The following is a 25,248-nucleotide window of genomic DNA, read 5'->3' as shown; positions in this document are numbered from 1 at the left end:
GAAAATTAGACTACATAGTCTATTAAGCGGGCCATAGTTTCAACCACTTTGAAATTAACGCTTTCTTTTCATTCAGAATAGAACTCATATCTGTGCAGGTTGGGACATTTTTCCCGGAGAACCTCCGGAAAAGCTTGGAATATAGACTTATCTGTCTAGAATAATCGGCATGCCCGTGACAAATCCGACCCAACCTGTCTACTTCACCACCCCGCTGCTGCCGGTGGCCCGAGTGTTCCACCAGATTAGAGCAACCGCGACCGATCGCACGCTTCTGCAGCGACAGCTCGGTTACTCCCAGGCCAGCATCACCCGCCACGTGGGTGCGCTCATCAACGCCGGCCTCGTCGAGGAGGTGCGCTCCTCCGTCGATGACGGCACCAAGGCGGGTCGTCCCCGAACAGGCCTGAGCATCGATGGCCGCCACCTCACCGCATGGGGCGCCCACATCGGTGTCAACAGCACCGAGATCGTGGTCTCCGACCTGGCCGGGCGGGTGATACGCCATGAGACCCTGGACATCCACGTCCCCGGTTCAACCTCCTCGGAGATACTCGGCACCGTCAGTGATGCGCTCACACAACTCGGTGCAGGTCTGCCGGAACCGGTGAACGTGGGAGTCGCCTTCTCCGCACATGTCGACAGGGACGGACTGATCACCTCGGATTCCTACGGTTGGGAGAACGCGGATGTGGGGGCGGACCTCTCCGCGGTCCTGGGACGGCCCGTGTCCATCGGGACCGGTGTCGCGGCGATGGCGGGCACCGAGATCATCGAATCCCCGCTGCAGGCCTCCGAGCAGCCGGCGCCGTCGACCCTCTACTTCTATGCGCGCGAGGTCATCGCCCACGCGTGGATTTTCAACGGCGCCGTCCATCGGCCGCACACCGGGCGCTCCCCTGCCGCCTTCCATCCGGAGAACTCCACCGGATCACACCCCCTGAGCACCACCAAGACACTGCAGAAGGCCCATGAGCAGGGGATCAGGGCGAGGAGCCTGGCCGAGCTCGTCCATCTGGGATCCACCCGGCCCGTCGCACGGAAAATCCTCGATGACCGCGCTACGGCCCTGGGTGATGCCGTGGCCTCGGCGATCGATGTCGTCGACCCGGACACCGTGGTCTTCGCCGGCGATGCGTTCACCACCGATCCGGCCGGGCTGCGCATCGTGGTCGAACGGCTGCGTTCGCGTTCCTCAGTCGGCGGCCAGCTGCGCATCCAGCGGGCGGATCAGCATATTCTGCGGACCGCGGCCATCCAGGTCGCACTGCACGCCGTGCGCCAGGATCCGCTTTCCCACGTCTGATCGCTTGCCGTCAGCGGGTGATGAAAGGTAGTCTTTGTTACTGTTGTGATTACAGAGGTTCAAGTGACATCTGTGGCGGAAGGGTTGCAACATGAGAAGCATCAGGAAACTGGTCGGCTGATTCGCGACAGCGGGGAAAGCCGACTCTTTTCTTGGTTACTATGATGTCCATGACTTCACTCAAAGAACTTCTTGTCAACGACGGTTTCGAACAGACGGTCTCAGATACGGCCGCATTCATCTCAGCCACCGTGAACAAGCAATCGGGTCTGACCGGGGTGGCACTCAAGGGGGCCCTGGCCGCCGCCACCAAGGTTGATTCCGACATCCTGACAAAAGGTTCCCGTCGCCTCCTCCCGGAACTGGCCGATTCACTCGATGGCCTGTGGCAGGAGTACTCCGCCGGTGACGGTACCGATTTCGGTTCCTACCTCAGCGGCAACAGCGACCGCGCCCTCGACGCCATCCTCGGTGTCGCGGACCGCAACGCCGACAGTATTTCCGTTCCCGGGCTGGCCAAAGTCTACAGGGGTGTCCGCGGCAAGGCCGCCAAGGTCATCGAGGAGGAACTCCCGGAGATCGGCGCCCTCGTGCAGAAGCACGCAGCCTGATTACCCGAGCTCCTCAACAAAATCCAGAAAACGGCTGGTCACAACCTCCGGTTGCCGCGCCCACCGGTTGTGGCCGAGCCCTCCGGGCAGATTCTCGCAGGTGACATCGGCACGGGGAAGGAATGACGCCAGCGATCTGCTCGACGCTTCAGGGCAGTCCCTGTCATCTTCACCGCGCGTGAGCAGAACGGGAAGATCAACTAGGCGCATCCGCTCGACATAGTCGATATCCGAACCGCTGAGATCATCGAGGGAGTTGTGCAGATGGAAACGCCTCCACTCCCGCATGTGCGTACCGGACTGCCTTCCATAACCCACGAGATCCCGGCCGAATACCTTCCCCGGCCAGTAGCCCAGCACCCCGCCTCCCACGACTCCCAGCAGCAGTGCACCGAGGCCCAACCTCCTGCCCATCCGGGCGTCGAAAGCCGGTCGGTGGGGTGTACCGGCACCAACACCGAAGATGCCCCTCAATCCCAGCGCCGGTGCGTCTTCGCGGGCCGCGAAGAGACAGGAGATCTGCCCGCCCATCGAATGTGAGAGGAAGACCATCGGATAATCCGCGGCAACACCCAGCCCGGCCTTGACGGCCCGGATCTGGCGAGGGAAATCCACGGAGGCAAGATCGTGGTATCCCCAGTGGTTGCGACGATCCGCACGCGCGGAGGAGCGTCCCTGGCCACGCAGTTCCCCTATGGCCACCGGAAAACCGTGCTCGACAAGGCTCAGCGCCATCGGCCGGTAGTAGCCGGCGCCCATGCCGAAGCCCGGCCAGATCATCACCAGGGGTCGATCCCCTCCCTGCCACAGATCCACGGGGGTGACGGAACCATCGGGCATGCCGACATGTACCTCACCGGTGTTCACCGAATCCACCTTTCCATAGAAAACGCCGATGGTGGTGGAACCCCGATGAACACCGGGGTTTCGCCCCCTTGTTCATCGCATCCCGCCACCATCGGCTCCGCTGTCCAGCGTCTAAACGTCGAGGAATCGGACGTCCTTGGCGTTGCGGGTGATGAAGCTGCGGCGCGCCACGACATCATCGCCCATGAGGATGGAGAAGAGCTCATCTGCGCGCTGGGCGTCGGTGAGGTCCACCCGGCGCAGGATCCGCACGCTGGGGTCCATCGTGGTCTCCCACAACTCGCTCGGGTTCATCTCACCGAGGCCCTTGTACCGCTGGATGCCGTCATCCTTGTTGATCTTCCTGCCGGCGGCCAGACCAACCTCGAGCTGCTCATCGCGCTCCGCATCGGAATAGGCGAAGCCTGCTTCGCCGCGCTGCCACTTGAGTTTGTACAGCGGCGGCTGAGCGAGGTAGACGTGCCCCTGGTCCACCAGGTCGGGCATGAAGCGGAAGAGCAGGGTCAGCAACAGGGTGGCGATGTGCTGGCCGTCGACGTCGGCGTCGGCCATCAGCACAATCTTGTGGTAGCGCAGCTTGTTGATGTCGAACTCATCATGGATACCGGTTCCCAGAGCCGTGATGATGGCCTGGACCTCGGCGTTCTTCAGGACCTTGTCCAGACGCGCCTTCTCCACGTTCAGGATCTTGCCGCGCAGCGGAAGGATGGCCTGGAACATCGAGTCACGACCGGACTTGGCGGAGCCACCGGCGGAGTCGCCCTCCACGATGTAGAGTTCGGAGGCCTTCGGGTCCTTGGTACGGCAATCCGCCAGCTTGCCAGGCAGACCGCCCAGGTCGGTGGCCGACTTGCGGCGCACCAGATCCCTGGCCTTGCGTGCGGCCAGGCGGGCCTGCGCCGAGCCGACGGCCTTGTTGATGATGACCTTCGCCTCTGCGGGGTTCGCCTCCAACCAGTGACCGATATGCTCATTGGCCATACGCTGCACAAAGGACTTGATCTCGGTGTTGCCCAGCTTCGTCTTGGTCTGGCCCTCGAACTGGGGATCGCCGACGCGGACGGAGATAACAGCGGAGAGACCTTCACGGCAATCGTCGCCGGTGAGATTGGTCTCCTTCTCCTTGAGCAGTTTGTGCTCACGTGCGTAGCGGTTCATCAGGGAGGTCAGTGCCGAACGGAAACCCTCCTCATGTGTGCCACCCTCGACCGTATTGATCGTATTGGCGAAGGTGTGGACGGATTCCTTGTAGGAGGAGTTCCACTGCATCGCGATCTCCACCTCGTGATCCTCGCCCTTGGCGTCGAAGGAGATGATCGAGGGGTGGATCGGGGTCTTGGACCTGTTCAGGTAGTTGACGTAGTCCTCGAGGCCATTGGGATAGTGGAAGACCTTCTTCTTTTCCCGCTTCCTCGGCTTCTTCGGGGCGTCCAACTCCTCGGAAACAAGCTCGGTCCTGCCCTCGGCGTCGATCTCATCGAGCGAGAGTTCGGTGGCGGTGTCGCCCTGTTCGGCGAGTGCCTCGAGCTCCAGCTCCTCATCCGAGGCGCGGCTGTCGGTCAGGGTGATGGTCAGGCCCTTGTTGAGGAAGGCCATCTCCTGGAGTCGACGGGCGATGGTGTCGAAGTTGAACTCAGTGGTCTCGAAGATCTCCGCGTCCGGCCAGAAGCGGATGGTGGTGCCGGTACCGCGGGCGTTTCCACCCTCCACCAGTTCCTCGGGTACCGAGTTGTTGAAATTCTGGTACCAGTGTTTGCCACCGACCTTGATATCGGCCTCGACGCGGGTGGACAGCGCATTGACCACGGAGATACCCACGCCGTGCAGACCACCGGAAACGGCGTAGGAGTCGGAGTCGAACTTGCCGCCGGCGTGCAGCTGGGTCATCACCACCTGAACGGTGGGGGCGCCGCTGGCGTGCATTTCAACGGGGATCCCTCGGCCGTCATCGACAACCTGGACTCCACCGTCCTCGAGGAGGGTCACGTCGACCTTCGAGGCGTAGCCAGCCATGGCCTCGTCCACCGAGTTGTCCACGACTTCCCATATGAGGTGGTGCAGACCACGGGAGCCGGTGGAACCGATGTACATGCCGGGGCGCTTGCGAACCGCCTCCAGACCTTCAAGGATGGTAATCGATGAAGCGTCATAATTGTGTTCAGTGTTAGCCACTTTTAAGGAACACTCCTCGCTACAGTACCGATACAGACCTTTTCATGTTACACCCTTGGTCCCCCACCTACTAGCCGCCACAACGCGGGAAATCGCCCATCAGGCCGGTTTCCGGCGATCTGACCATCATCGGACTACCCGTAGGTGTCCCTCGGGCCCCTTCCCTTGACGTGGAGCGGACCTTTCCGCCAGGAGGGTGCCTTCGGTCCGAAGATCCTCAGTTCACTGATGATGTTGGGACCCACCTTCTCCGCGATGACCTGCAGGATCTGCTTCTGCATCATCCGCAGGTTCGTCGCCCACGCGGTGGAATCACAGGTGATGAACAGTTTCTTATCCTTGATCATCTCCACCCTGGTGTGCTGCGCGATCTTCGGCCCCACCAGTTCCTCCCAGTTGCCGCTGACCCAGCCGCCGGCGATCTCCCGTCCCCACCCCCGGGTCTGAATCTCCCGGTTGAGAACCGAACCCAGGCTCTCAAATTCCCGTGGACGCGGCCGGTACCGCCCGTCGGGGCCGGTGGGGCGTCCCCTGACATGCTTGCCGACGCCGCCCTGTGCCTTCCGCACCGGGCGCTGCCTGTTGAGATCGGGCAGCCTGCCGTTGCGCTTGCGCGCCTCCTCCCGGATCCGCTCGAAGGCCTGGTCGATGGGATCGGTCATGGCGTGGCATCCAGGACCGAGATGCGGCCGTTGTCGGTGTCAACCACCGTCACCGTGTGCGAGGTAGTGATCACCTCACCGAGGTTTCCGGGCAGGTCCTCATTGACGGCGGCGGTGATGATCACCTGTTCCGCCCCCTGCGCTATGGCCACCAGCTTCTCGCGTCTGCCCGCGTCGAGTTCGGAGAAGACGTCATCGAGGATGAGGATGGGATCCGTTCCATCCGACCGGAGCAGATTGAACTCCGCGATACGCATCGCCAGCGCGAAGGACCAGGTCTCGCCGTGGCTGGCGAAACCCTTTGCCGGCTGCGTACCGAGCTGGAGCTCCAGGTCATCGCGGTGTGGCCCGACCAGGCTGAGTCCCCGTTCGATCTCGCGCTGCCGCTTCCGACCGAGTTCGCTCAACAGGGTCGCCTCGATGATTCCGGTATCGGGGTCTGCGGAGTCAGAGAGGTCCGACAGTGCCTGATCAATGGTTGAACGGTAGACGACCGACACCGCTCTCGACTCCGGGGCGATGGTGGAATAGGCCTCGCCGATCAGCTCCGAAACCTCCTTGACCAGCGAGATCCGCGCAGCCATCAGCTGGGCTCCCAGTGCCGCCAGTTGGCCGTCCCAGGTGTCGAGTGTGGTCAGCGCCGCCGCACCCTCCTCGGAGGAGTATCCGCGTCTTAAGGCGATCGTCGCCGACTTCAGCAGCGCGTTGCGTTGTTTGAGCACCTTGTCATAGTCACTTTTCACCCCGGCCAGCCGGGGTGAGCGGGTGGCGATGATGTCGTCGAGGTACCTGCGGCGTTCCGCCGGCTCCCCGCGGACCAGCGTCAGGTCCTCCGGGGCGAAGAGCACCGACCTGATCACACCGAGAAGCTCACGCGGTGACTTCACCCGGGTCCGGTTGATCTGCCCCTGGTTCGGGGCGTGCGGCCGGATCAGAAGATGGGTGGCCAGCTCGCGGCCCTGATTGACCGCCACCGCGGAGATTCTGGAATCCCGTGCATCGGCCCTGACCAGTGGTGCGTCGGTGGACACACGGTGGGAGGACAGGTGCGCCAGATAGCCGATGGCCTCGACGATGTTGGTTTTCCCGAATCCGTTTCTGCCGATGAACAGGGTGATTCCGGGTTTCAGCTCCACCTTCAGCTCGGGCCAGGAACGAAAATCGCGCAGTTCCAGACTACGAATATACAAAATCCGGGCCCTCCCTTCTGTGAACACGGCCCCACCGGGGAAGCGCCCGGCCCGCGAACGCACCGCGTGAGCCCGGAGGTGTTACCCCGGAAGTCGGACGGGCATGAGCAGATAGGTGAAGTACGTCTCCGGCGTCGGGAACACCCCGCGCTCATCTGCCTCCGGCAGCTCCGCGGGCTCGGGAATCATGATGGCCGGGCGGGAGGGTTCGGTGAAACCGAAAACCACCCGCGGGGTCGGGATGACGGAAAGCCCGTCCTTGAGATAGCCGGGATTGAACGCGATGCGCAGGTCCTTTCCGGTGAAGGCGCAGGGCAGGGCCTCCTCCGCGTGACCCATCTCCGATCCGGAGGCGGACAGGATGACCTGACCCTCACTGAACTCGAGGATGACCTGGGCATTTCGCTCGGTGACCAGGGAAACGCGGCGAACGGCATCGAGCAGTGGCGCAATCTCCACCGATGCGATGGCGGTGTGCTCCTTTGGCAGCAGTGGCTGGATATTGGGGAAGTCCGCATCAAGCATTCGGGTTGTTGTCTCCCGATCATTGCTGCGGATGCCGAAGAGCCCCTCGCGTCCGATCTGTTCGCCGGAGCCGACGGCGATTTCGATGGGATCGTTGAGATGCGAGTCCAGGCTGCGGGCATTTTCCAGCAGCGTCTTTGCCGGGATGAGCAGCTTCGCCTCAACTCCGGCCGAGGCGGGGTCCCATTCGAAGCTGCGCTGCGCCAGGCGGAAGCGATCGGTGGCGGCGAGGTTGATCCGGTTGCCGGAGATCTCCATGTTGACGCCGGTCAGCATGGGCAGCGAGTCATCCCTACCCGCCGCGGAGGCTACCTGTGTGACGGCCTCGGTGAACAGGCGCGGGTCGATGGTCCCGGTGGCGTCGGGAAGAGTTGGCAGTGTGGGGTAGTCATCCAACGGGATTGAGGGGAGCTCGAAGCGCGCGGAACCGCAGGAAACCAGAATCTTGGTACCCTCCACCCTGAACTCAACCGGCTTGTTGGGCAGGGTGCCTGTGATCTCGGACAGGAGCTTTCCTGCCACAGCGATCCTTCCCGGTTCCGCGACCTCAGCGGATAGCCGAACGCGGGTGGAGACCTCGTAATCGTAGCCCGCGAGTTCCAGACCCTCATCGCTTGCGGTGATCAGCATGGCACGCAGCACCGGCTGGGTTGGCTTGGTGGGCAGGTTCCTGGCAACCCAGGCCACCGCGGTGACCAGGTCCTCCCTGGCCACACGGAAGGACACGCTCTGTGACTCCATGCTGACTAAAGCTCCTCGAGAATACGAAAATACTAAAAACCCATCGACCTCAACGGTTGCTGTGATCCCGGGAATTACACATCACCAACGTACCTGGGACACCGCTCTGACGGGAATTTGTCATTTGCAGTCCCTGCCAGCGTCCGCTTTGAATCCCGCAACTTCTCCCCAACCCCTCTTTCTTCTTTTTAGATTCTGGAGAGAAAAGCGGTAGTAACAGTAGGTCCTGTGGAGACTGTGGATGAAGGGGTCTCTTTAAAGGTAGCGACCGGATTCCGGGTTGTGAAGCCGGTTGTGGAGTTCCTGTGGATAAACGGTCTGAAATGTGGATAACTTTCCGGACCGTCGTTTTATCCCCAGATCAGGGCAAAGTATCCCCATATCATGCACAGGCTGGAGAGGGTTGTCCACAGGGGCGCGGAATCACGGGGGTTCCGCTAAATATGACGAAGGTCACCAAATTACAAGTTTGTAATTACACGGTTGTGGATAGGTTTGTGGACTCTGTGGAGAACTCGGCGCGCCCCCGCGCCCCGCCTCCGGAGATGACAAAACGGGGGCCACGGTGTGGACCCCGTTTGATGTGCTTCCGAGTCTGTGTGCTGCGGGTTCAGTCGGCGTCAGTTGCGTCCGCGTGACTTGATCAGCTGTGTCAGCTGCTGGATCTCATCATAGGTGTCACGCTTCTCGGTCATCTCCTGGCGGATCTTTCGATCGGCGTACATGACGGTGGTGTGATCCTTGCCGCCGAAGACATCGCCGATCTTCGGCAGTGACATGTCCGTGAGCTCCCGGCAGAGGTACATCGCCAACTGGCGGGCGTGAGCCACCGCGCGGGTCTTTCCCGCTCCTCGCAGGGTGTCCACGGAGATTTCGAAGTAGTCCGCGGTGACCTCCATGATCACCGGGGCGGTGATCTCCATGTCCTCGGGCTCCGGCAGGATGTCGCGCAGCGCAACAATCGCCATTTCCTTGTCAATCGGCTGATTGATCAGCGAGGAGTACGCGGAGACGCGGATCAGCGCCCCCTCCAGCTCGCGGATGGATGATTCGAATCGGCTGGCGATGAGTTCCAGTACCTCGCGGTCCACCCGGGTACCGTCGGCCTGCGCCTTCTTCATCAGAATCGCGATGCGGGTCTCCAGGTCGGGCGGTTGGATATCGGTGATCAGCCCTCCCTCGAAGCGGGTGCGCAACCGGTCCTCGAGCGTGGTCAGCAGTCGGGGTGGGCGGTCGGAGGAGAGAATGATCTGCTTCTCCGCCTGGTGAAGTGCGTTGAAGGTGTGGAAGAACTCCTCCTGGGTGCCCTCCTTGCCGGCGAGGAACTGGATGTCATCGACCATGAGGATGTCCAGGTTGCGGTAGCGGCGTTTGAAGGATTCCTGTCGGTCATCACGCACCGAGTTGATGTAATCGTTGGTGAACTCCTCACTGGAAACGTACTTGATGCGGAGACCGGGTTGGAGTTCCTGGGCGTAGTTGCCCACGGCGTGCAGCAGGTGTGTCTTGCCCAGCCCTGAGCCACCCGAGATAAACAGCGGGTTGAAGGCCTTGGCAGGGCTCTCCGCGACGGCGACCGCGGCGGCGTTGGCGAACCTGTTGAACTGGCCGATCACGAAGCTCTCGAAGGTGTACTTGGGATTCAGCGACACCTCCCTGTTCGGGTTGTGCGCCGGGGTCTCACGGGGAATGCGTTGGGGCTGTGGTTGCTCCATCTCCTGCGGCTGCGGCTGATGCTGCGGCGGTACCGGGGGATGGGCAACGGGGGCGCCAGTCTGGGCCGGGGCGGACTCGTACTCGGCAAGTGGCGCATGGGTGGATCGCCATCCGGAGTCCGGGGACGGAACGTCAACCTGATTGGGGTGGCTGCCCTGTCCCCGCAGTCCGCGTTGGTGGAAATCGAACTCCTCCTGGCGGTACACGGCAGGTGCCGGTGTGGGTTCTTCACGGTGCTCATCGGGTTCGACGCTGACCGCAAGACTGTAGCTGCGACCAAGTCGCTGACTCAAAACCCTGGTCAGAGCCGCTCCGAGGTCCCGTTCAATCGCGGTTTTCGCCATTTCGTGCGGGGTGGAGAGGACGGCGTAGCCGTCGACAAGCGCAATCGGCTTTGCGACGCCGAGGTAGGCACGTTGGGTACGGGTGAGCGGGGTGATCCCACTGTCTGGCTGCTGGCTCAGTGCATCAAGGTCCGCAATGACCTGACGCCACGTTTCGAGCAAAGAAGATGAGTTCTGGCTCACTGCGCTGAGTATCTCCTTTTCCGAAGGCCTCGGTGTCGGTGGATGGATGGGACGGGCGTTTCGGGAACCCCCGAAACACCGGGTGCGGTGGACTGCGCTGCCGGAAACAGGGGGACAAGGTTGTCCACCGCAACCGTCCCGAGTGTTTTCACAGTTCGAAATGGCACGCAACCACTGTCTCCACAAGGTTGTCCACAGATGTGGATAACCTTGCGGAAAATGCTTATCCACAGGATAGCCTACGGCCTGTGGAAAATGAACATCGCACCAAAAAGCGCTATTACCTGCAGTTTTTCCGTTGTTTCCAAATAGCCTCAACCTAATGGTGAGAGTTATTCACAGCCTGAAGTATTCACAAGCTGTTGAAACAAAGCTCTGGAGTCATTGTTACTCGCAGGTCAGGCCGAATGTCCACCACCTGTGAATTACACGAGAATCATTCACCGGGTCCGCTCTGTCGCTGAGTGGCACGAAAACGGGATTTGGACAGGCGCGCATCGTGTGGAAGTGCCTCCGACCAGTGCTTAATCCCAGGTTTGTAATTCCAGGGGCACCCGTGCATGGACGGCGTGTCGATTTGTTCCTGCTGGTCGGATTGCGTAAGCTGAGCGAGTCTGTCACATCGTTTGACGTCGGGAACCCCCGAGTAGTCTTCGACTGTGCCTTGAGAGCAGCGTTTTCCATGAAGCGCGGCAGTGGCGTGCTTGGTGTAGGTGCCACATCTCATTCGAATCATTCAATCTGTTGGATGATCGTTCCCCGGCGACGGGCTGTTGCGAGGTCACGAACATGGCCGCATTACGCAAGCTAAACCCGTGGAACCGGTGTGTCCGGTGATTTAGCAATAAAACTTTAGGAGTGTTTAACGTGGCAAAGGGAAAGCGGACGTTCCAGCCGAACAACCGTCGTCGTGCACGTGTTCACGGCTTCCGTCTTCGTATGCGTACCCGTGCGGGTCGCGCAATTGTTGCGGCACGTCGCCGCAAGGGTCGCGAGAAGCTGACCGCGTAGCAACCAATCGGGTGGACAACCTTTGCTTCCTGCGCAGAATAAGCTGAACTCATCGGTGCAATTTCGCACCACGATGAGAAATGGCCGGCGCGCGGGGTCAAAAACTCTCGTTGTTCACCTCTGGGATAGCGCCGAATCGCTGGATGGTTCCGGCGGAAGCACCGAAATCGCTTCCACCGGAGGTCCACGGTTCGGCCTCATCGTTTCCAAGGCCGTCGGGAATGCGGTGGTTCGTCACCGCACCTCCCGGCGGCTTCGGCATGTGTGCTCAAAAATCGCGGCCGAGCTCTCCCCCACCGACTTTGTGGTGGTCAGGGCCCTGGCTCCATCCGCTGAGGCATCATCGAGGGATCTGGAGAAGGATCTCGTCCTTGCGGTGAACAAGGCACGCCGTGTCCGGGGAAAATGAGATCCCCGCAGCCAGGGGCCCTGCGGCGAAAGCTCTAGTCGGATCACTGCGCTTCTACCAAAAGTACCTGTCCGGGCTTAAGATGGGATCGACATGCCGGTTCGACCCGGTCTGCAGCAGTTATGCCCTGGAGGCGGTCTCGGTCCACGGAGCGTTCAAAGGAACTATTTTGTCCGCGGTCAGGTTATCCAAATGTGGGCCCTGGCATCCCGGTGGGTATGATCCGGTGCCCGAATCGGGTTTCTGGAGTACCCAGACAGTGAAATAATAGGCACATTTCAGCATGTAAGAATCACTACTTTTATCAAACGAGGAGTTCCGACTCACAGTGCTCAACTTCATCTACTGGCCGATCTCGGCCATCCTGTGGTTCTGGCACAAGGCTTTCAGCTTGGTTCTGGATCCCGGTTCCGGAATCACCTGGGCCCTATCGATCATGTTCCTGACCTTCACGGTCCGCCTTGTGCTGGTCAAGCCCATGCTCAACACCATGCGCTCCCAGCGCAAGATGCAGGACATGTCGCCGCGTCTGCAGGAGATCCGCGAAAAGTACAAGAATGACCAGCAGAAGATGATGGAGGAGTCGCGCAAGCTTCAGAAGGAAGTCGGCGTCAACCCCATCGCAGGCTGCCTGCCCATGCTCGTTCAGATTCCGGTGTTCATCGGTCTGTTCCATGTGTTGCGTTCCTTCAACCGGACCGGTGAGGGTGTCGGCCAGCTCGAGATGACCATCGAGCAGAACCGCGACACACCCAACTACATCTTCGGTGTCGGCGAGGTCCAGTCCTTCCTGGACGCCCGCCTCTTCGGGGTTCCGCTGTCCGCCTACATCACCATGCCGGAGGACATGTTCCAGGCCTTCCAGCCGGTCGATTTCACCCGGCCGCACATCGCCCTGGTCGCGGCCCCGATGATCATCATCATTGTGATCGCCACCCACATGAACGCCCGCCTCTCCGTCAACCGCCAGGAAGCCCGCAAGGCCTCCGGTAAGCAGGCCGCGCCGCAGAACGACCAGATGGCGATGCAGATGCAGATGATGAACAAGATGATGCTGTGGTTCATGCCCGCCACCATTCTGTTCACCGGCTTCATCTGGACCATCGGTCTGCTGATCTACATGATGTCCAACAACGTGTGGACCTTCTTCCAGCAGCGCTACATCTTCGGCAAAATGGATGCCGAGGAGGCGGCGGAGGATGAGATCAAAAAGGCCGCCAAGCGCTCCACCGCCCCGAAGCCCGGTGTGAAACCGAACAATCCGAAGAAGCGCAGAAAGTAGAAGCCCTTCCTCCCCGACAGCCACCGTTCCCGACAGGGCGGTGGCTGTCGGCGTTATAGTTCTAGTGCACATCCGTTCGCGTCGCTCCGAGAGGAACCTTCATTGACCTACCCACCAGCAGCCGCTGACATCTTCGGGGAGAACCTGGATAGGGCGATCGCCTATCACCAGTCTCTCGCCACGGACGGGACCGTTCGCGGATTCATCGGGCCACGGGAGATTCCCCGTCTGTGGGAGCGGCACATTCTCAACTGCGCCGTCATCGGTGAGGTCATGGACCGCGGGGCCCGTGTCGCGGACATCGGCTCGGGTGCCGGACTGCCGGGGATACCGCTGGCCATCGCCCGACCTGACCTGGACATCACCCTGATCGAACCCCTGCTGAAACGGTCGGTGTACCTGGGTGAGGTCGTCGACCAGCTCCAGCTCGACAACGTCACGGTCATCCGCGGACGTGCGGAGGACAAGGCGGTGCGCAAGCAAACGGGGCCGGTGGATGTGGTCACCTCCCGTGCCGTCGCGCCGCTGGGCAAACTGGCTGGCTGGTCCCTGCCGCTGAGTAGGGTCGGTGGCAGAATGATCGCGATGAAGGGCTCGAGCGTCACAGAGGAGATTGAGCGCGACCGTACTCTCATCCGGCGCGCCGGCGGCGGGCGCATTGAGGTGTTCACGGTCGGTGAGCAGCACCTCGCCGAGCCCACCACGCTGATTTCGATCGAGCGGACGAACTAAACCATCGTGTGTCACGGCGTTGTGGTGGAATGGATATGGCCGGACACACTAGGGTGGATGTGATGCCACTGAGAAGACAAGGGACGGTAGACGTCGATGGATGACAATACTTGGGATGACACACCGATTGCAGCGGCAGCACGTCGTGCGGCGCAGGTGATGACACCCAACTCCCTGAGCCTTCCCAAACCGGAGAAGCCCCGGTTGGTCACGATCGCAAATCAGAAGGGCGGGGTGGGTAAAACCACGAGTTCGGTCAACCTGGCCGCTTCGCTCGCCATCCACGGACTCAAGGTGCTGGTGGTCGACCTGGATCCGCAGGGTAACGCCTCGACGGCACTGGGCATCGAACACCGCGCGGGCACCCTGTCCACCTATGAGCTCCTGATCGGTGAGACCACGGCCGACGAGGCCCTCCAACAGTCACCGGCCAATCCGAACCTTTTCTGCATTCCCGCCACACTCGACCTCGCCGGTGCGGAGATCGAATTGGTCAGCCTGGTGCGCAGGGAGTACCGGCTCTCCGATGCGCTGTCGATGGACTTCATCACCTCGCACGGCTTTGACTATGTCTTCATCGACTGCCCGCCGTCCCTGGGGCTGCTGACCATCAATGCGATGACCGCGGTCAATGAGGTGTTGATACCCATCCAGTGTGAGTACTACGCGCTGGAGGGTGTCGGGCAGCTGCTCAACAACATCACCATGATCAGGCAGCACCTGAACAAGTCACTCCATATCTCGGCGATTCTGCTCACCATGTATGACGCCCGCACGAAGCTGGCCGAGCAGGTCGCCTCCGAGGTTCGTGGGCACTTCGGCGATGTGGTGCTAAAGACCATGATTCCCCGAGCCGTCAAGGTCTCCGAGGCCCCCGGCTATGGTAAGACCGTCATTGAGTACGACCCGGGATCCCGCGGTGCGATGGCATACCTCGACGCTGCGAAAGAGCTGGCCAAACGCGGGGATTTCGTGCCCTCTGAGCAGTCGGGTCCCGTCGGTGTCCGACCGTAGAATGGCAGTGTTAGTGGAACAGATCGTGAAAGGTGCAGCATAAGCCATGACCCAGAACAAGGCTTCTGACAAGTCCCAGCTGGAAAAGCGCAAGGGCGGTCTGGGTCGCGGGCTGGCCGCACTGATTCCTTCCGGACCCAGCAGTTCCCCCGGACTCGGCGGCAGCGCCGCCGACATCATTCTCGGCGGCAGCGCCGGCGAGCGCGGCCGTCAGCGGCCACAGGCGCCCCAGAGCAGGGGCGCGACGGGCGACCCGGCCGCACCGACGGCGGAATCCGCGCTGGGTGGGTCGGCGGTGGAACCGGCGGCGGAGGCGTCGACAAGCGAGTTCGGTGCCTCCTACCTGGAGATTCCGATTGACAGAATCGTGCCCAACCCCCATCAGCCGCGCACGGTTTTTGATGAGGAGGCCCTTGGCGAGCTGGTGCATTCCATCTCCGAGTTCGGGCTGATGCAGCCGATCGTGGTGCGCCGTTCCGGTGACGGTTTCGAGCTGATCATGGGCGAGCGTCGCTGGCGTGCGGCGGCCACCGCCGGTCTCGACGTCATTCCCGCGATCATCCGGGAGACCGATGACGGGTCGATGCTGCGCGATGCGCTGCTGGAGAACATCCACCGGGTGCAGCTCAACCCCCTGGAGGAGGCTTCCGCCTATCAACAGCTGCTCGAGGAGTTCGGTGTCACCCAGTCCGAACTTGCGGAGAAGCTGGGGCGCTCCCGTCCGGTGATCACGAATATGATCCGCCTGCTCGCGCTTCCCGTGACGGTGCAGCGCAAGGTGGCCGCGGGCGTGCTCTCGGCGGGACACGCGCGGGCCCTGCTGGGACTCAAGGCGGATGAGGCGACCCAGGAGAGTCTTGCCACCCGGATCATCGCGGAGGGACTGTCGGTGCGTGCCACCGAGGAGATCGTGCTGCTGCACAACCGTGGAGAGTCGGACGGGAAGAAGCAGGCCCGTCCCAAGGCTCCGACGCCGGAGGTGTTCACCCGCGCCGCGGAATCCCTGGCCGACAACCTGGACACCAAGGTCTCGGTGACCATGGGCAAGCGCAAGGGCAAGCTTGTCGTGGAGTTCGGGGACCGGGAGGATTTTCAGCGCATCATGTCCCTGATCCAGGGGCGTTAGCTGGCGGTGAGTTGACAGGCCACGTCATGCAGGCAGCGTTGTTTCCGATCACCCAGGATGAACTTTCACTCATCCACCCCTGGGCCGCTCGGTCGATCTTCTGGGAGATGGCCCCGGAGGCGGCCGCGGCGGTGCATAGATCCGGGTCCCCGGAGTTTGAGAAGGAGGCGTGGCTCTCCGCGACCCTCCTGGAATATCGGAGCTGCGGTTTCAACATCGGCTATGCCAATGCCCCGGCACTGTCGACGGTGCTCTACTGTCACCGCGACTTGGCCCCCGGGACGGTGACGATGCCCAGCGGCCCGGTGTCACCGGATGCCGCGGTGATCAGCAGCCTGTTCATCGACGAGGTGTTCCGTGGCCTCGGGCTGGAGGCGGCGCTCATTGATGCGGCATTGATGGATCTGGTCGGGTGGCGGGTACCCGCGGTCGAGGCCTTCGCCCGTCGCGGTGGCGCCGCCGGGGATCCCGCCCACATCGCCGACACCGGCGTTACTGCCGACACCGGATCGCCGGGGACAGCATGGATTCTCGCCCACGGCCGCGAGATCGGTCTGATCGACGAGGCGGTGCTGCAATCGGCGGGGTTCCGACTGATCGCGGATCATCCGCTGCTCCCGCGTTACCGGATGGAGCTGCCCCCCGTGGACGGTCTCCTCAGCGCCAGGGACGCCGAGATCCTGTTGGCCGGGGTCGAGGCGCAGTAGGCGCGACGGAGGGTGGGCGATCCCCATCCACCACCGCGGCGGCGATACACTGGTGGCAGTATTTTACCGGCGGCTGAGCGGATGAGCCCGAGTAGAAGTGGATGCGGCATGGCCATCGGAATTTATGATCTTGAAGGAACCTCCCACCCGGTGGTGCCGGTGGAGGTTGAACGTGCACGGGGCAAGGAGGCGAGGAGGAACGTCCCCCGCAGCGCCCTGGGGGAGTTCCACGCGGTGGACCGTGATCCGGTGGCGGTGCTCGAGGAGCAGAATCGCACGCGGCTCCCCGACCTGATCAACCTCCGGCGTGAACGGATGTCCGCCTCCCCCTTCACCTTCTACCGCGGATCCGCGCGCCTGATGGCCCATGATCTCGCCCAGCAGCAGGTGTCAGGCCAGCAGATCATCATCTGCGGTGACGCCCACATCAACAATTTCGGACTCTACGCCTCCCCGGAGCGCCGGCTGCACTTCGATCTCAACGATTTCGATGAATCCGCCCCCGGTCCCTGGGAATGGGATGTGCACAGGCTGGTCACCAGTGTCGTGCTCGGCGCCGAGGAGCTCGGATTCTCACCGGACACCATTGAGCACCTCGCGCTCCAGACGGCGCAGTCGTATCGGGCAGCCATACGGAGCATTTCCGGAATGTCGGCGCTGGACGGATACTACCTCGCCGTCGATGACGATATGATCGCCTCCCGGCTGCGCAGTTCCTCCCTCAAGGCCTTTGAATCGGCCGCGGATAAGGCCCGGACCCGCACCTCGGTGCAGGCGGTGTCGAAGATGACCGAGCCCGATGACCACGGCCTGCCCACCTTCAAATCGAAGCCCCCCGTCCTGACCAGACTCGAGGGCCTGGTCAAGTCGGATGTGCGGTCACTGTTCGAACAGTATCTGGCATCGGTGCGCCCCGACATCCGGCTGCTCGTGGACAAGCACCGTCTGGTCGACGGCGCCCGTCGTGTGGTCGGCGTGGGCAGCGTGGGCACACGGTGCTACGTGGTCCTGCTTCTCGACGCCACCGCCTCACCGCTGATCCTCCAGATCAAGGAGGCCGGCACCTCGGTGATCACCGAGTTCAACCAACCCAACGATTCCACGCCCGCGACGCTGCTCGAGGATGAGCACAACGGACAGCGCGTGGTGGAACACCAGCAGATACTCCAGGCGGTCTCCGACCCCTTCCTCGGATGGTGCAGCGCCGAGGGGCATGACTTCTACGTGCGTCAGTTCCGTGACATGAAGGGCAGCGTCAACCTGGACAACCTGTCACGGCGCACCTATGAGGAGTATGTCACCGCCTGCGGTCTGCTGCTCGGGCGGGCGCATGCACAGAGCCGGGGCGTGCACTGGATCGCGGGCTATCTGGGCAAGAACGACACCTTTGACAAGGCGGTGACGTCCTGGGCGTTCCATTATGCCGAGCAGGTGCACCGCGACTTCAATGCGTTCACCGGGAAGTAATTCCGCCCGCGCCACCGGGAACGCCGGTCAGCGCTGCTCGAACTCCAGCAGCTCACTGAACTTGAAGGTTCCCGTCTTGGGCTGTTCGTCCTCATCGAGGAGGTACAGACGTTTGACCGCGACCACCACCGCCTCCGCGATCCGGTCGCGCATGGTGGGGTCGGTGAGCACGGCGAGGTCACCGGGGTTGCTCAGATAGCCGGTGGCGATCTCCACGGTGGGCATCCTGGTCCAGCGCAGCATCTCCCAGGTCCGGGCGTGGCTTCCGCAGTTGGCCAGGGGGGTGCGGGCGACGATCTCGCGCTGGATGTAGGCGGACAGGGTTTCACCGGTCATCGAGTTGGTCCCGGTCTCGGAACCGAAGTAGAAGGTGGCCACACCGTTGGCCTTGTCATTGGGGTACGAGTCGCACTGCAGGCCCAGCATGAGATCGGCGCCGAAGGCGTTGGCGATGGAGGCGCGGTCGCGGTAGGAGGGGTCATCCATGCGCGGGCGTGAGAGAATGGCATCCATTCCGGTCGCGATCATGCGACCCTCCAGCCTCATGGCGAGATCCCAGAGGATCTCCTCCTCACTGACCTCCCCATAGGGGCCCCGGACGGTCAGACCCTTGTTCCTGCCACCCAGGGCGGGGTCGATCACCACGCGTTTTCCGGCCAGTCGCGGACCCGCCTTGCGTACCCGCTCACGCTCCCTGATCGCCTGGGCGGAGCCACCGGTGATGCGCAGCCCGAGTCTGGAAAGAGCGCGGATGGTATCGGGTCCGCAGATACCGTCGGCCTGGAGACCGTAGTTGAGCTGGTAGTTCATCACGGCGTGGTGGGTGCGCTCGCCGAAGTGGCCGTCGATGCGCTCGGTGTAGAAGCCGAGTTCCTGCAGTTGGGTCTGTACCTCCACGACGTCGTCGCCGACCAGCTGGTTGCCCGGTTGGAACTCGAGAACCCTGGCGCCGAGGGTGTAGGAGGCCTCGCGGAGAATCCGGAGGGTGAGCTCATCGATCTCGCCGGTGGGTATGATGCCCCTGACCTGTTGGAAGGCCTTGATGGACTCGCTGAGCTCGGCATCGAAGAGTGTCTCCTCCTCGTGGAACTTCTGGGATTCGGTCTTCGCCGACACATCCCGCGTATAACCCTCGATCACACCCAGGCGGGCGAGTGTTGTGCGAACCTCGGCCACACGCGGGCTGCGATCGCCGACTCTCAGGACTTGAGCCACCCTGGTCCCCTCAATCCGTAACTAGTTTCACAACCCCAATTTTCGGGGTTTCATGCGCTTTAAATGTAGTCAGACTACCAGTTACAGATACTTTTCCAGCTTTGCCACGATCTCGGCCTTGGGGCGCAGACCGACCAGCTCCTCCACCTTGCTCCCCTTGGAAAAAACGAGGAGGGAGGGGATGGACATGATCTGGAACATGGCGCCGAGTGTGCGCTCGGCATCAACATCGACACTGGCGACCACCACGCTGTCACCGAGCTCCTGCGCGATCTCCTCGACGATGGGGCCGAGTTTCTTGCACGGTCCGCACCATTCCGCCCAGAAGTCGACGAGCACCGGTTTCTCGGATTCTACGACGGTGGAGCGGAAGTTGGACTCGGATACTTCGATGACACTGCTCATTGCGTTACTCCCTCTTGGTTTCTAACAAGGCTAACGGTCTTCTCCGCTCACCGCGGGGATGGCTCCGGATGGAGATTGGACACAGTCTATCGGTGCTCAGGAAAGGGAGGCGAGGTAGTGCTCGGCATCGATGGCGGCGCGGCATCCCGATCCGGCTGCGGTGATCGCCTGCTGATAGTGGCTGTCCACCAGGTCCCCGGCGGCGAAGACACCGGGGAGGTTAGTGCGCGTGGAGGGGTGCTCGGCGAGCACGTAGCCGGCGGGATCCAGGTCAACCTGTCCCTTGAGCATCTCGGAGCGGGGATCGTGGCCGATGGCGACGAACATCGCGGTGACATCGAGGACGGAGGACTCGCCGCTGACGGTGTCCTTGAGCTGCAGGCCGTTGACCTTGCCCCCGTCCTCCAGGACCTGCTCGACGGTCCTGTTGGTGAGGAAACGGATCTTCTCGTTGTCCTTGGCCCGCTCGTACATGATGGCACTGGCGCGGAACTCGTTGCGCCGGTGGATGATGGTGACGCTGCGGGCGAACTTGGTCAGGAAGGTCGCCTCCTCCATGGCGGAGTCGCCACCACCGATGACCGCGATGTCCTGATCGCGGAAGAAGAAGCCGTCGCAGGTGGCGCAGGCGGACACACCGCGGCCCAGCAGCTCCCGCTCGCCCTGGACCCCCAGGTAGCGGGGGGCAGAACCCATGGCCAGGATGACCGAGCGCGCCCTGTACTCGTCCTCACCGACCCAGATCCTCTTGATGTCGCCGCTGAGATCGACACGATCGACGAGCTCCATGTGCATCTCGGTGCCAAAGCGTTCGGCTTGGCCGCGCATGTTCTCCATCAGTTCAGGACCCATGATTCCCTTATGGAAGCCGGGGAAATTCTCCACCTCGGTGGTGGTCATCAGAGATCCGCCGTATTCGTAGCCCTCGAACATGATGGGCGTGAGGTCCGCACGGGCCGCGTAGACCGCGGCTGTGTATCCGGCGGGACCGGAACCGATGATCGCCACATCGTGAATCCTTGACTCTGCTTCAGACATTTACTTCCCTCAGTGTGTTTTTCGTTTGTGCGTTGATCCCACGAACGTCCCCGTAGATTCTAGGTGGTACCGACCGGCCAGGAAACCGGACTCACCCGGGGCGACGGTGCGCCCGGGTTCAGGGGGCATTTCATCGGAGCGTGCATATCCCACAACACCTGCACGGTCCCGCATTATTCCGCTCCTACTGTGCGGGCTCACCGAAGAAGTCGGTGTCGAGGATCTCGCGCAGTGCGGCCTTCGCACGGGCTCTCCTGGATTTGATGGTTCCCGGTCGCACACCCTCGAAGTGCGCGACCTCCTCGATGGGGTACCCGCCCAGATCCACCAGGATAATGGCGGTGCGCTGATCCGGGTGCAGTTGATTCATCGCCTCTCTGATGGTCATGGCCACATCGAGGTATCCCAGGGGGTCGTGGGCGAGGCGGGGATCCTCGGAGGAGGTGGATTCGGTGTCGTCGAGCACCGCCAGCTCCCGCCTTGTACGGTGCTTTGCCCAGTCGAACCCAGAGTTCAGTACGAGTCTGTGCAGCCATGTTCCGAGCGCGGCCTCGGCGCGGTAGAGGTGCATGTTCCTGCTCGCCTTCAGCAGTGCCTCCTGAAGAATGTCATGGGCGTCCTCGTCATTGTTGCCGTACTTCCGGGCCGCGCGGAACATATGCCTCTGGTGCCGGTTGACGATGGTTGCGAAGGCACCTTGATTTCCCGCGACGTAGTCGGCGACCAGTTCCTGGTCACTGTGGTCACCATGGTCACTGTGATTCCGGTGATCCCGGTGATCCCGGCTGCCCGCAGAATGCTCGCCCATGCCCCTCCCCCACCTCGTCCCGCCTGAAGTTCCTGACCTGAGGGGGATGCTACATCGCGCTCGACAGGGTTGTAGCAGCCGTGATGCCCACTCTGGTGGATGGCCCCGGGTTCGATGCACCCTGTATCCGTGCAGTTCAGAGCGTTTTAATGACATGCCTGTTGTTCATCTTGGCGGAGGTGGTCCACGCAGCCCCGGTTCATGTGGTGGTCACCTCGTGTGCCCTGCGCATGCACCGGCGGTACATATGTGCCGAAGAAAAACCCCGGTTCCACCCTTAAAGGGGTGGAACCGGGGCCGGCACCTTCGGTTCATGGGGAATTCGGGGGTTACCAGCCCACCACATCGACATCGGCGATGTCCAGGGTCTCTGAGTCGTCGAGCTCATCGACCCACACCAGGACCGAGTTCACATCCTTTAGGGGATTCTCGGTATCGGAGATGTCCAGGTTCTGCCGGTTGCCGGTGACATCTATGGAACCGATCTGTTCGCCCTCGTTCATGGATGTCGGTGACTGCGAGGTGAAGGCGATCACCTGCACCTGACCGGAGGTCTCCACCTCGCCGGTGTGGACGACCACATGCGATATCTGTGAGGGCTTGCTCAGCTGGATCAGCAGGCCCTCCCCACCGCCGGTGCTCCAGGAGGTACCGCGGTCACCATCTTCGACGCCGTCGACAGGTGCACCGCTTCCGTCGTTCCACTGGTTGATTGCGGAGATCCCCAGATACACGGCCGGACCCGTGGGAACCGTCGTTTCAACGGATGTGCTCGTGGAGCCGAGGGGGGATTCCTCATTGCTCCCACCGAGGAAGGTGGTCAGCACGGCGCTGAGGGCCGCGACGAGGGAGACGAGCAGGAAGACGGTGAGGGCGATCAGCGCCATCATCTTCCCCGAGTAGCTGCGTCCGCCGAATCCGGGGCGGGTCGCCGGGCGCGGCGCGGTCTCCTTCTCCACCACCAGTTGGGCGGGGTTCTGTTCGTTTTTCGCCAGGCCGGCATCGCGCATGGAGGCCGCGAGGGCGGTGTACTCCGCAGGTTCGGTGTCCTCCTCCGCCGCCAGCCTGCGGGCGTCCTCCTGCAGGCTGAGGACGTCGGAGGGTGCGGTCCCGGCGTCGACAAGCATTTCCAGCGCCGCGGCGATCGACGTCGCGTCGCGCCCGAAGTTCGACTCCGGAAGGAGTACCGGGAAGGCGAGGACCGCGACGCCGTCGGTGCTGATGCGGATGCGGCACTTGTTGTCGAGCCCCAGGGGCACGCCGGCGGCGTGTGCTGCCGCGGTGGCGTCGGTGAGATCGGCCAGGGCATAGGCGGCGGCCCGGGGATCCGCCCCCTCCTCGGCGACGGCCGTGAGGGAGGACCCGGGTACCCAGTCGGCGACGATGAGACAGCCGTTGCGGTAGGCCTCGGTCTGTATGTTGGGTGCAATCGCGACGGAGTGCAGGGCGGCCAGCTTCTTTGTGCGGCGTTTGACCTCCGAGGCGATTCCGGCGGCTGCGGCCGCGGACTTCGGCGCCATCGGTGCATTGCCCGAGGTGTCCACGAAAATCAGTGCGACCTCCCTCCCCGTGGCGGCCTCGCGGGCCCGCCAGAAGCGCGCACCGGGCACCCCGCCGTGGTCGGCCAGAAGCCGGAAGCGGCCGTCGGAGACGGGCGCACCAGGGACCAGTCGCGGGCCGCGGACGATTCCGGCGGACATCGGTGGCGGCACCGGGGTCGAGGAGAACTCGTCGAGGGAGAGCAGCTGTGTGGAAAGATCCTGATCCGAGGCCTTGCCCAGGTCGTGGGAGATGGTGACATCGGGTCGGATGAAGCGGCCCATGCCGGGCACCCGGGCCATCGCACGGCCGAGGTTGTGGACCTCCGGCAGTCCGGAACGGGAGAGCACCAGACCGGTGACGATGAGAAACACCACACCGACGATCGCGAGAAAAACCAGGGATCCGATTGAACCCATCGCCACCAGCACCCCTCCGATGGTGACATTGAGCAGCCAGCCGAAAACCCAGGCCGCGGCCACACCGACCAGTGCGGAGCCGAGTGCCCACAGCGAGGTTGTGATCACCGAGCGCATGCCGAGCCGGCCGAGCTTGCGCCGCAGCAGGTAGATACCGATCACCGCGCCGGTGACGAAGCCGAAGCCGTTGGCCGCCCCGAGGAGTACCACGATCCGCTCCGGGGACGCGGCCACCAGCGGGGCGGCCATGGACAGTACGATCTTGGTCGCGGTGATACCGGCGATGATGAAGGTCGGGGTCCAGGCTTCCTCGCGGGCGTAGAACACACGGAGGTGCAGCAGCACGAGGGCATAAGGAATGAGTGTGAATGCGGAGAAGCTCAGCGTCCAGCCCAAAATGTTCGCTGTTTCGGCATCGAAGTCCTTGTAGGCGAACAGTGCGTTGGCGATCGGGACGCCGAAGACGGTGAAGAAGACCACGATCGGGATGAGTGCGATGAAGGTGAGCTTCGTCCCCAGGGTCAGGTCGGAGACCACGGCCTTGTCATCGCCGTCCGCCGCATTGCGCGACAGCCGGGGCATGATCGCGGTGAGCAGGGTGACACCGATGACACCATAGGGAACCTGCAGCAGCAGCCAGTGATTCTGGTAGATCACCGGTGCCGCCGCATCGGCCACCGATGCGATCCGGGTGGTGATGACATAGCCGAACTGGGAGATGGCGACGTAGACGACGATTGCCACGGCCATTCCGCCGAACTGTTTGAGCCGGGCGTCGATGCCCCACAGCGGGCGCATGTCGATACCCTCGCGCCGCAGATAGGGAACCATCATCAGGGCCTGCACAACCACGCCGAGGGTCATGCCCAGTCCCAGCAGCAGCACATGGGGATCGGTGATGCCCGCAGGTTCCAGGGGGTCGAGCCGCCCCGGAAGCACCCAGTAGAGGCACAGGACGGTAATGGTGATCATGTTGTTGACCACCGGCGCCCAGGCACCGGGACGGAAGACCTCCCTGGTGTTGAGCACAGCCATGAACAGTGCGAACAGGCCGTAGAAGAAGATCTGCGGCAGCACCAGGTAGGCGAAGGATGTGGACATGACCACATTGACCTTGCTGTCCTCCGGCATCATCATCCGGGCCAGCAACGGCGCACCGATGACGGAGAGTACCGTGACCGTGCCAAGCAGTGACACCGCCAGGGTGAGCAGACGCCTGAAGAAGGCCGCCCCGTGATCGGCGTCCTCCTTCTCCGCACGTACCAGAACGGGCACCACCAGGGAGGTGAGCACCGCACCGAGGACGATCTCGGTAATCAGGTTGGGCAGCGTGTTGGCGATGTTGAACGCCGAGGCCACCGGCGGTCCCAGAATGGAACCGATCATCACCGTGCGCAGGAAGCCGGTGATGCGGCTGAGCAGCGTGGCCACCGCCATTGAGGCGGTGGACCGCACGACATCGCCGTCGGAGGTCTTCTGACTTACGGCTCTGCCCCCGGCGCCCCCGGTTCCGCCCTCAGCGGCCCCACCCGGCACCGCACCCGTTGCCCCCGGTGAAGGGGGAACCGGTACGGGCGCGCTCTTCAGACTCGAACGGTCCCGATCGCTCCTCGGGGCAGTTCTGGGACGTGCTTCAGGTACTGGTGCCGGCGGAGTCGGGGTCACGATACGGGATCGTTGTCCCGCCGGTCTTCCCGGCTCTTGCTCAGATGTGGACGTCACTGGTGACCATTCTTGATTGGGTGAGTTAATTGAACCG

The 25,248-nt window shown here is 62.6% G+C and carries 22 protein-coding genes; 11 read left to right on the top strand and 11 right to left on the bottom strand.

What is annotated here, in order from left to right:
• The first annotated feature begins 169 nt into the window (after nucleotides 1–169).
• Together B7E02_RS01545 and B7E02_RS01540 are read left to right on the top strand one after the other, a co-directional pair.
• Nucleotides 170–1,306 (top strand): ROK family protein, encoded by a 1,137-nt coding sequence (locus B7E02_RS01545; protein WP_080792259.1) that lies wholly within the window; start codon nucleotides 170–172, stop codon nucleotides 1,304–1,306.
• A 170-nt stretch (nucleotides 1,307–1,476) separates the two neighbouring features.
• A complete protein-coding gene (locus B7E02_RS01540; RefSeq protein WP_143336594.1) occupies nucleotides 1,477–1,917 on the top strand; it encodes a DUF6918 family protein in 441 nt (146 codons plus the stop codon).
• Here the strand turns inward: B7E02_RS01540 and B7E02_RS01535 are convergent, their stop codons facing one another.
• The 6 genes from B7E02_RS01535 to dnaA all read right to left on the bottom strand — a co-directional run bounded on the left by B7E02_RS01535 (nucleotide 1,918) and on the right by dnaA (nucleotide 10,317).
• Nucleotides 1,918–2,757, bottom strand: a complete 840-nt coding sequence (locus B7E02_RS01535) for an alpha/beta fold hydrolase (protein WP_080794348.1) — start codon at nucleotides 2,755–2,757, stop codon at nucleotides 1,918–1,920.
• Between the two features lie 138 nt (nucleotides 2,758–2,895).
• Complete coding sequence (gene gyrB, locus B7E02_RS01530; protein ID WP_080792251.1) at nucleotides 2,896–4,956, bottom strand: DNA topoisomerase (ATP-hydrolyzing) subunit B; 2,061 nt, start codon at nucleotides 4,954–4,956, stop codon at nucleotides 2,896–2,898.
• Between the two features lie 134 nt (nucleotides 4,957–5,090).
• On the bottom strand, nucleotides 5,091–5,618 hold the full coding sequence (locus B7E02_RS01525; protein WP_080792247.1) for a DciA family protein: 528 nt from the start codon (nucleotides 5,616–5,618) through the stop codon (nucleotides 5,091–5,093).
• A complete protein-coding gene (recF, locus tag B7E02_RS01520; RefSeq protein ID WP_080792244.1) occupies nucleotides 5,615–6,808 on the bottom strand; it encodes a DNA replication/repair protein RecF in 1,194 nt (397 codons plus the stop codon). The genes B7E02_RS01525 and recF overlap by 4 nt, the downstream gene beginning before the upstream one ends.
• A gap of 81 nt (nucleotides 6,809–6,889) precedes the next feature.
• Nucleotides 6,890–8,074: a DNA polymerase III subunit beta gene (dnaN, locus tag B7E02_RS01515; protein ID WP_080792241.1), complete on the bottom strand. Its 1,185-nt coding sequence runs from the start codon at nucleotides 8,072–8,074 to the stop codon at nucleotides 6,890–6,892.
• Between the two features lie 620 nt (nucleotides 8,075–8,694).
• A complete protein-coding gene (gene dnaA / locus B7E02_RS01510; RefSeq protein ID WP_080792239.1) occupies nucleotides 8,695–10,317 on the bottom strand; it encodes a chromosomal replication initiator protein DnaA in 1,623 nt (540 codons plus the stop codon).
• A gap of 867 nt (nucleotides 10,318–11,184) precedes the next feature.
• Here dnaA and rpmH point away from each other — a divergent pair.
• The 9 genes from rpmH (at nucleotide 11,185) to B7E02_RS01465 (ending at nucleotide 18,065) form a co-directional block, all read left to right on the top strand.
• The gene (gene rpmH / locus B7E02_RS01505) at nucleotides 11,185–11,328 is read left to right on the top strand and encodes a 50S ribosomal protein L34 (protein WP_066569265.1); all 144 of its coding nucleotides are present in this window, start codon (nucleotides 11,185–11,187) and stop codon (nucleotides 11,326–11,328) included.
• A 22-nt stretch (nucleotides 11,329–11,350) separates the two neighbouring features.
• Nucleotides 11,351–11,737, top strand: coding sequence for a ribonuclease P protein component (rnpA, locus tag B7E02_RS01500; RefSeq protein ID WP_080792235.1), 387 nt, complete (start codon nucleotides 11,351–11,353; stop codon nucleotides 11,735–11,737).
• Nucleotide 11,738: 1 nt separating this feature from the next.
• Entirely contained in the window at nucleotides 11,739–12,005 is a 267-nt protein-coding gene (gene yidD, locus B7E02_RS01495; protein WP_425429783.1) for a membrane protein insertion efficiency factor YidD, read from the top strand.
• A 60-nt stretch (nucleotides 12,006–12,065) separates the two neighbouring features.
• Nucleotides 12,066–13,019 (top strand): membrane protein insertase YidC, encoded by a 954-nt coding sequence (gene yidC, locus B7E02_RS01490; protein WP_080792228.1) that lies wholly within the window; start codon nucleotides 12,066–12,068, stop codon nucleotides 13,017–13,019.
• 102 nt (nucleotides 13,020–13,121) lie between these two features.
• On the top strand, nucleotides 13,122–13,751 hold the full coding sequence (rsmG, locus tag B7E02_RS01485; protein WP_080792225.1) for a 16S rRNA (guanine(527)-N(7))-methyltransferase RsmG: 630 nt from the start codon (nucleotides 13,122–13,124) through the stop codon (nucleotides 13,749–13,751).
• Between the two features lie 96 nt (nucleotides 13,752–13,847).
• Nucleotides 13,848–14,765 carry a ParA family protein gene (locus B7E02_RS01480; RefSeq protein WP_080792223.1) on the top strand — a complete coding sequence of 306 codons (918 nt, stop codon included), beginning with the start codon at nucleotides 13,848–13,850 and terminating at the stop codon, nucleotides 14,763–14,765.
• Nucleotides 14,766–14,811: 46 nt separating this feature from the next.
• The gene (locus B7E02_RS01475; RefSeq protein WP_080792219.1) at nucleotides 14,812–15,891 is read left to right on the top strand and encodes a ParB/RepB/Spo0J family partition protein; all 1,080 of its coding nucleotides are present in this window, start codon (nucleotides 14,812–14,814) and stop codon (nucleotides 15,889–15,891) included.
• A gap of 26 nt (nucleotides 15,892–15,917) precedes the next feature.
• A complete protein-coding gene (locus B7E02_RS01470) occupies nucleotides 15,918–16,598 on the top strand; it encodes a hypothetical protein (RefSeq protein ID WP_080792217.1) in 681 nt (226 codons plus the stop codon).
• 108 nt (nucleotides 16,599–16,706) lie between these two features.
• Entirely contained in the window at nucleotides 16,707–18,065 is a 1,359-nt protein-coding gene (locus B7E02_RS01465) for a DUF2252 domain-containing protein (protein WP_179129626.1), read from the top strand.
• A 27-nt stretch (nucleotides 18,066–18,092) separates the two neighbouring features.
• Here B7E02_RS01465 and B7E02_RS01460 read toward each other — a convergent pair whose 3' ends face one another.
• The 5 genes from B7E02_RS01460 to murJ all read right to left on the bottom strand — a co-directional run bounded on the left by B7E02_RS01460 (nucleotide 18,093) and on the right by murJ (nucleotide 25,241).
• The gene (locus B7E02_RS01460; protein WP_080792211.1) at nucleotides 18,093–19,280 is read right to left on the bottom strand and encodes an N-acetylmuramoyl-L-alanine amidase; all 1,188 of its coding nucleotides are present in this window, start codon (nucleotides 19,278–19,280) and stop codon (nucleotides 18,093–18,095) included.
• 81 nt (nucleotides 19,281–19,361) lie between these two features.
• Nucleotides 19,362–19,685 (bottom strand): thioredoxin, encoded by a 324-nt coding sequence (gene trxA, locus B7E02_RS01455; protein WP_080792210.1) that lies wholly within the window; start codon nucleotides 19,683–19,685, stop codon nucleotides 19,362–19,364.
• Nucleotides 19,686–19,781: 96 nt separating this feature from the next.
• Nucleotides 19,782–20,723 (bottom strand): thioredoxin-disulfide reductase, encoded by a 942-nt coding sequence (gene trxB, locus B7E02_RS01450; RefSeq protein WP_080792209.1) that lies wholly within the window; start codon nucleotides 20,721–20,723, stop codon nucleotides 19,782–19,784.
• A gap of 184 nt (nucleotides 20,724–20,907) precedes the next feature.
• The gene (locus B7E02_RS01445; protein WP_080792207.1) at nucleotides 20,908–21,531 is read right to left on the bottom strand and encodes a sigma-70 family RNA polymerase sigma factor; all 624 of its coding nucleotides are present in this window, start codon (nucleotides 21,529–21,531) and stop codon (nucleotides 20,908–20,910) included.
• A 329-nt stretch (nucleotides 21,532–21,860) separates the two neighbouring features.
• A complete protein-coding gene (gene murJ / locus B7E02_RS01440; RefSeq protein WP_425429782.1) occupies nucleotides 21,861–25,241 on the bottom strand; it encodes a murein biosynthesis integral membrane protein MurJ in 3,381 nt (1,126 codons plus the stop codon).
• Nucleotides 25,242–25,248 lie beyond the last annotated feature (7 nt).

Origin of the sequence: Corynebacterium pacaense (genome assembly GCF_900169525.1) — a bacterium.
Taxonomy (GTDB): Bacteria; Actinomycetota; Actinomycetes; order Mycobacteriales; family Mycobacteriaceae; genus Corynebacterium; species Corynebacterium pacaense.
The sequence above is the reverse complement of the archived record's forward strand: the minus strand, read 5'-3'. Positions and strand labels throughout refer to the sequence as shown.

What these genes read in the sequence shown, in the direction of transcription:
- B7E02_RS01465 (WP_179129626.1), top strand. Translation starts at nt 16,707, where the DNA reads ATGGCCATCGGAATTTATGATCTTGAAGGAACCTCCCACCCGGTGGTG.
- B7E02_RS01475 (WP_080792219.1), top strand. Translation starts at nt 14,812, where the DNA reads ATGACCCAGAACAAGGCTTCTGACAAGTCCCAGCTGGAAAAGCGCAAG.
- trxA (WP_080792210.1), bottom strand. Translation starts at nt 19,685, where the DNA reads ATGAGCAGTGTCATCGAAGTATCCGAGTCCAACTTCCGCTCCACCGTC.
- B7E02_RS01470 (WP_080792217.1), top strand. Translation starts at nt 15,918, where the DNA reads ATGCAGGCAGCGTTGTTTCCGATCACCCAGGATGAACTTTCACTCATC.
- trxB (WP_080792209.1), bottom strand. Translation starts at nt 20,723, where the DNA reads ATGTCTGAAGCAGAGTCAAGGATTCACGATGTGGCGATCATCGGTTCC.
- B7E02_RS01525 (WP_080792247.1), bottom strand. Translation starts at nt 5,618, where the DNA reads ATGACCGATCCCATCGACCAGGCCTTCGAGCGGATCCGGGAGGAGGCG.
- B7E02_RS01540 (WP_143336594.1), top strand. Translation starts at nt 1,477, where the DNA reads ATGACTTCACTCAAAGAACTTCTTGTCAACGACGGTTTCGAACAGACG.
- B7E02_RS01445 (WP_080792207.1), bottom strand. Translation starts at nt 21,531, where the DNA reads ATGGGCGAGCATTCTGCGGGCAGCCGGGATCACCGGGATCACCGGAAT.
- dnaN (WP_080792241.1), bottom strand. Translation starts at nt 8,074, where the DNA reads ATGGAGTCACAGAGCGTGTCCTTCCGTGTGGCCAGGGAGGACCTGGTC.
- B7E02_RS01545 (WP_080792259.1), top strand. Translation starts at nt 170, where the DNA reads ATGCCCGTGACAAATCCGACCCAACCTGTCTACTTCACCACCCCGCTG.
- B7E02_RS01535 (WP_080794348.1), bottom strand. Translation starts at nt 2,757, where the DNA reads ATGCCCGATGGTTCCGTCACCCCCGTGGATCTGTGGCAGGGAGGGGAT.
- B7E02_RS01480 (WP_080792223.1), top strand. Translation starts at nt 13,848, where the DNA reads ATGGATGACAATACTTGGGATGACACACCGATTGCAGCGGCAGCACGT.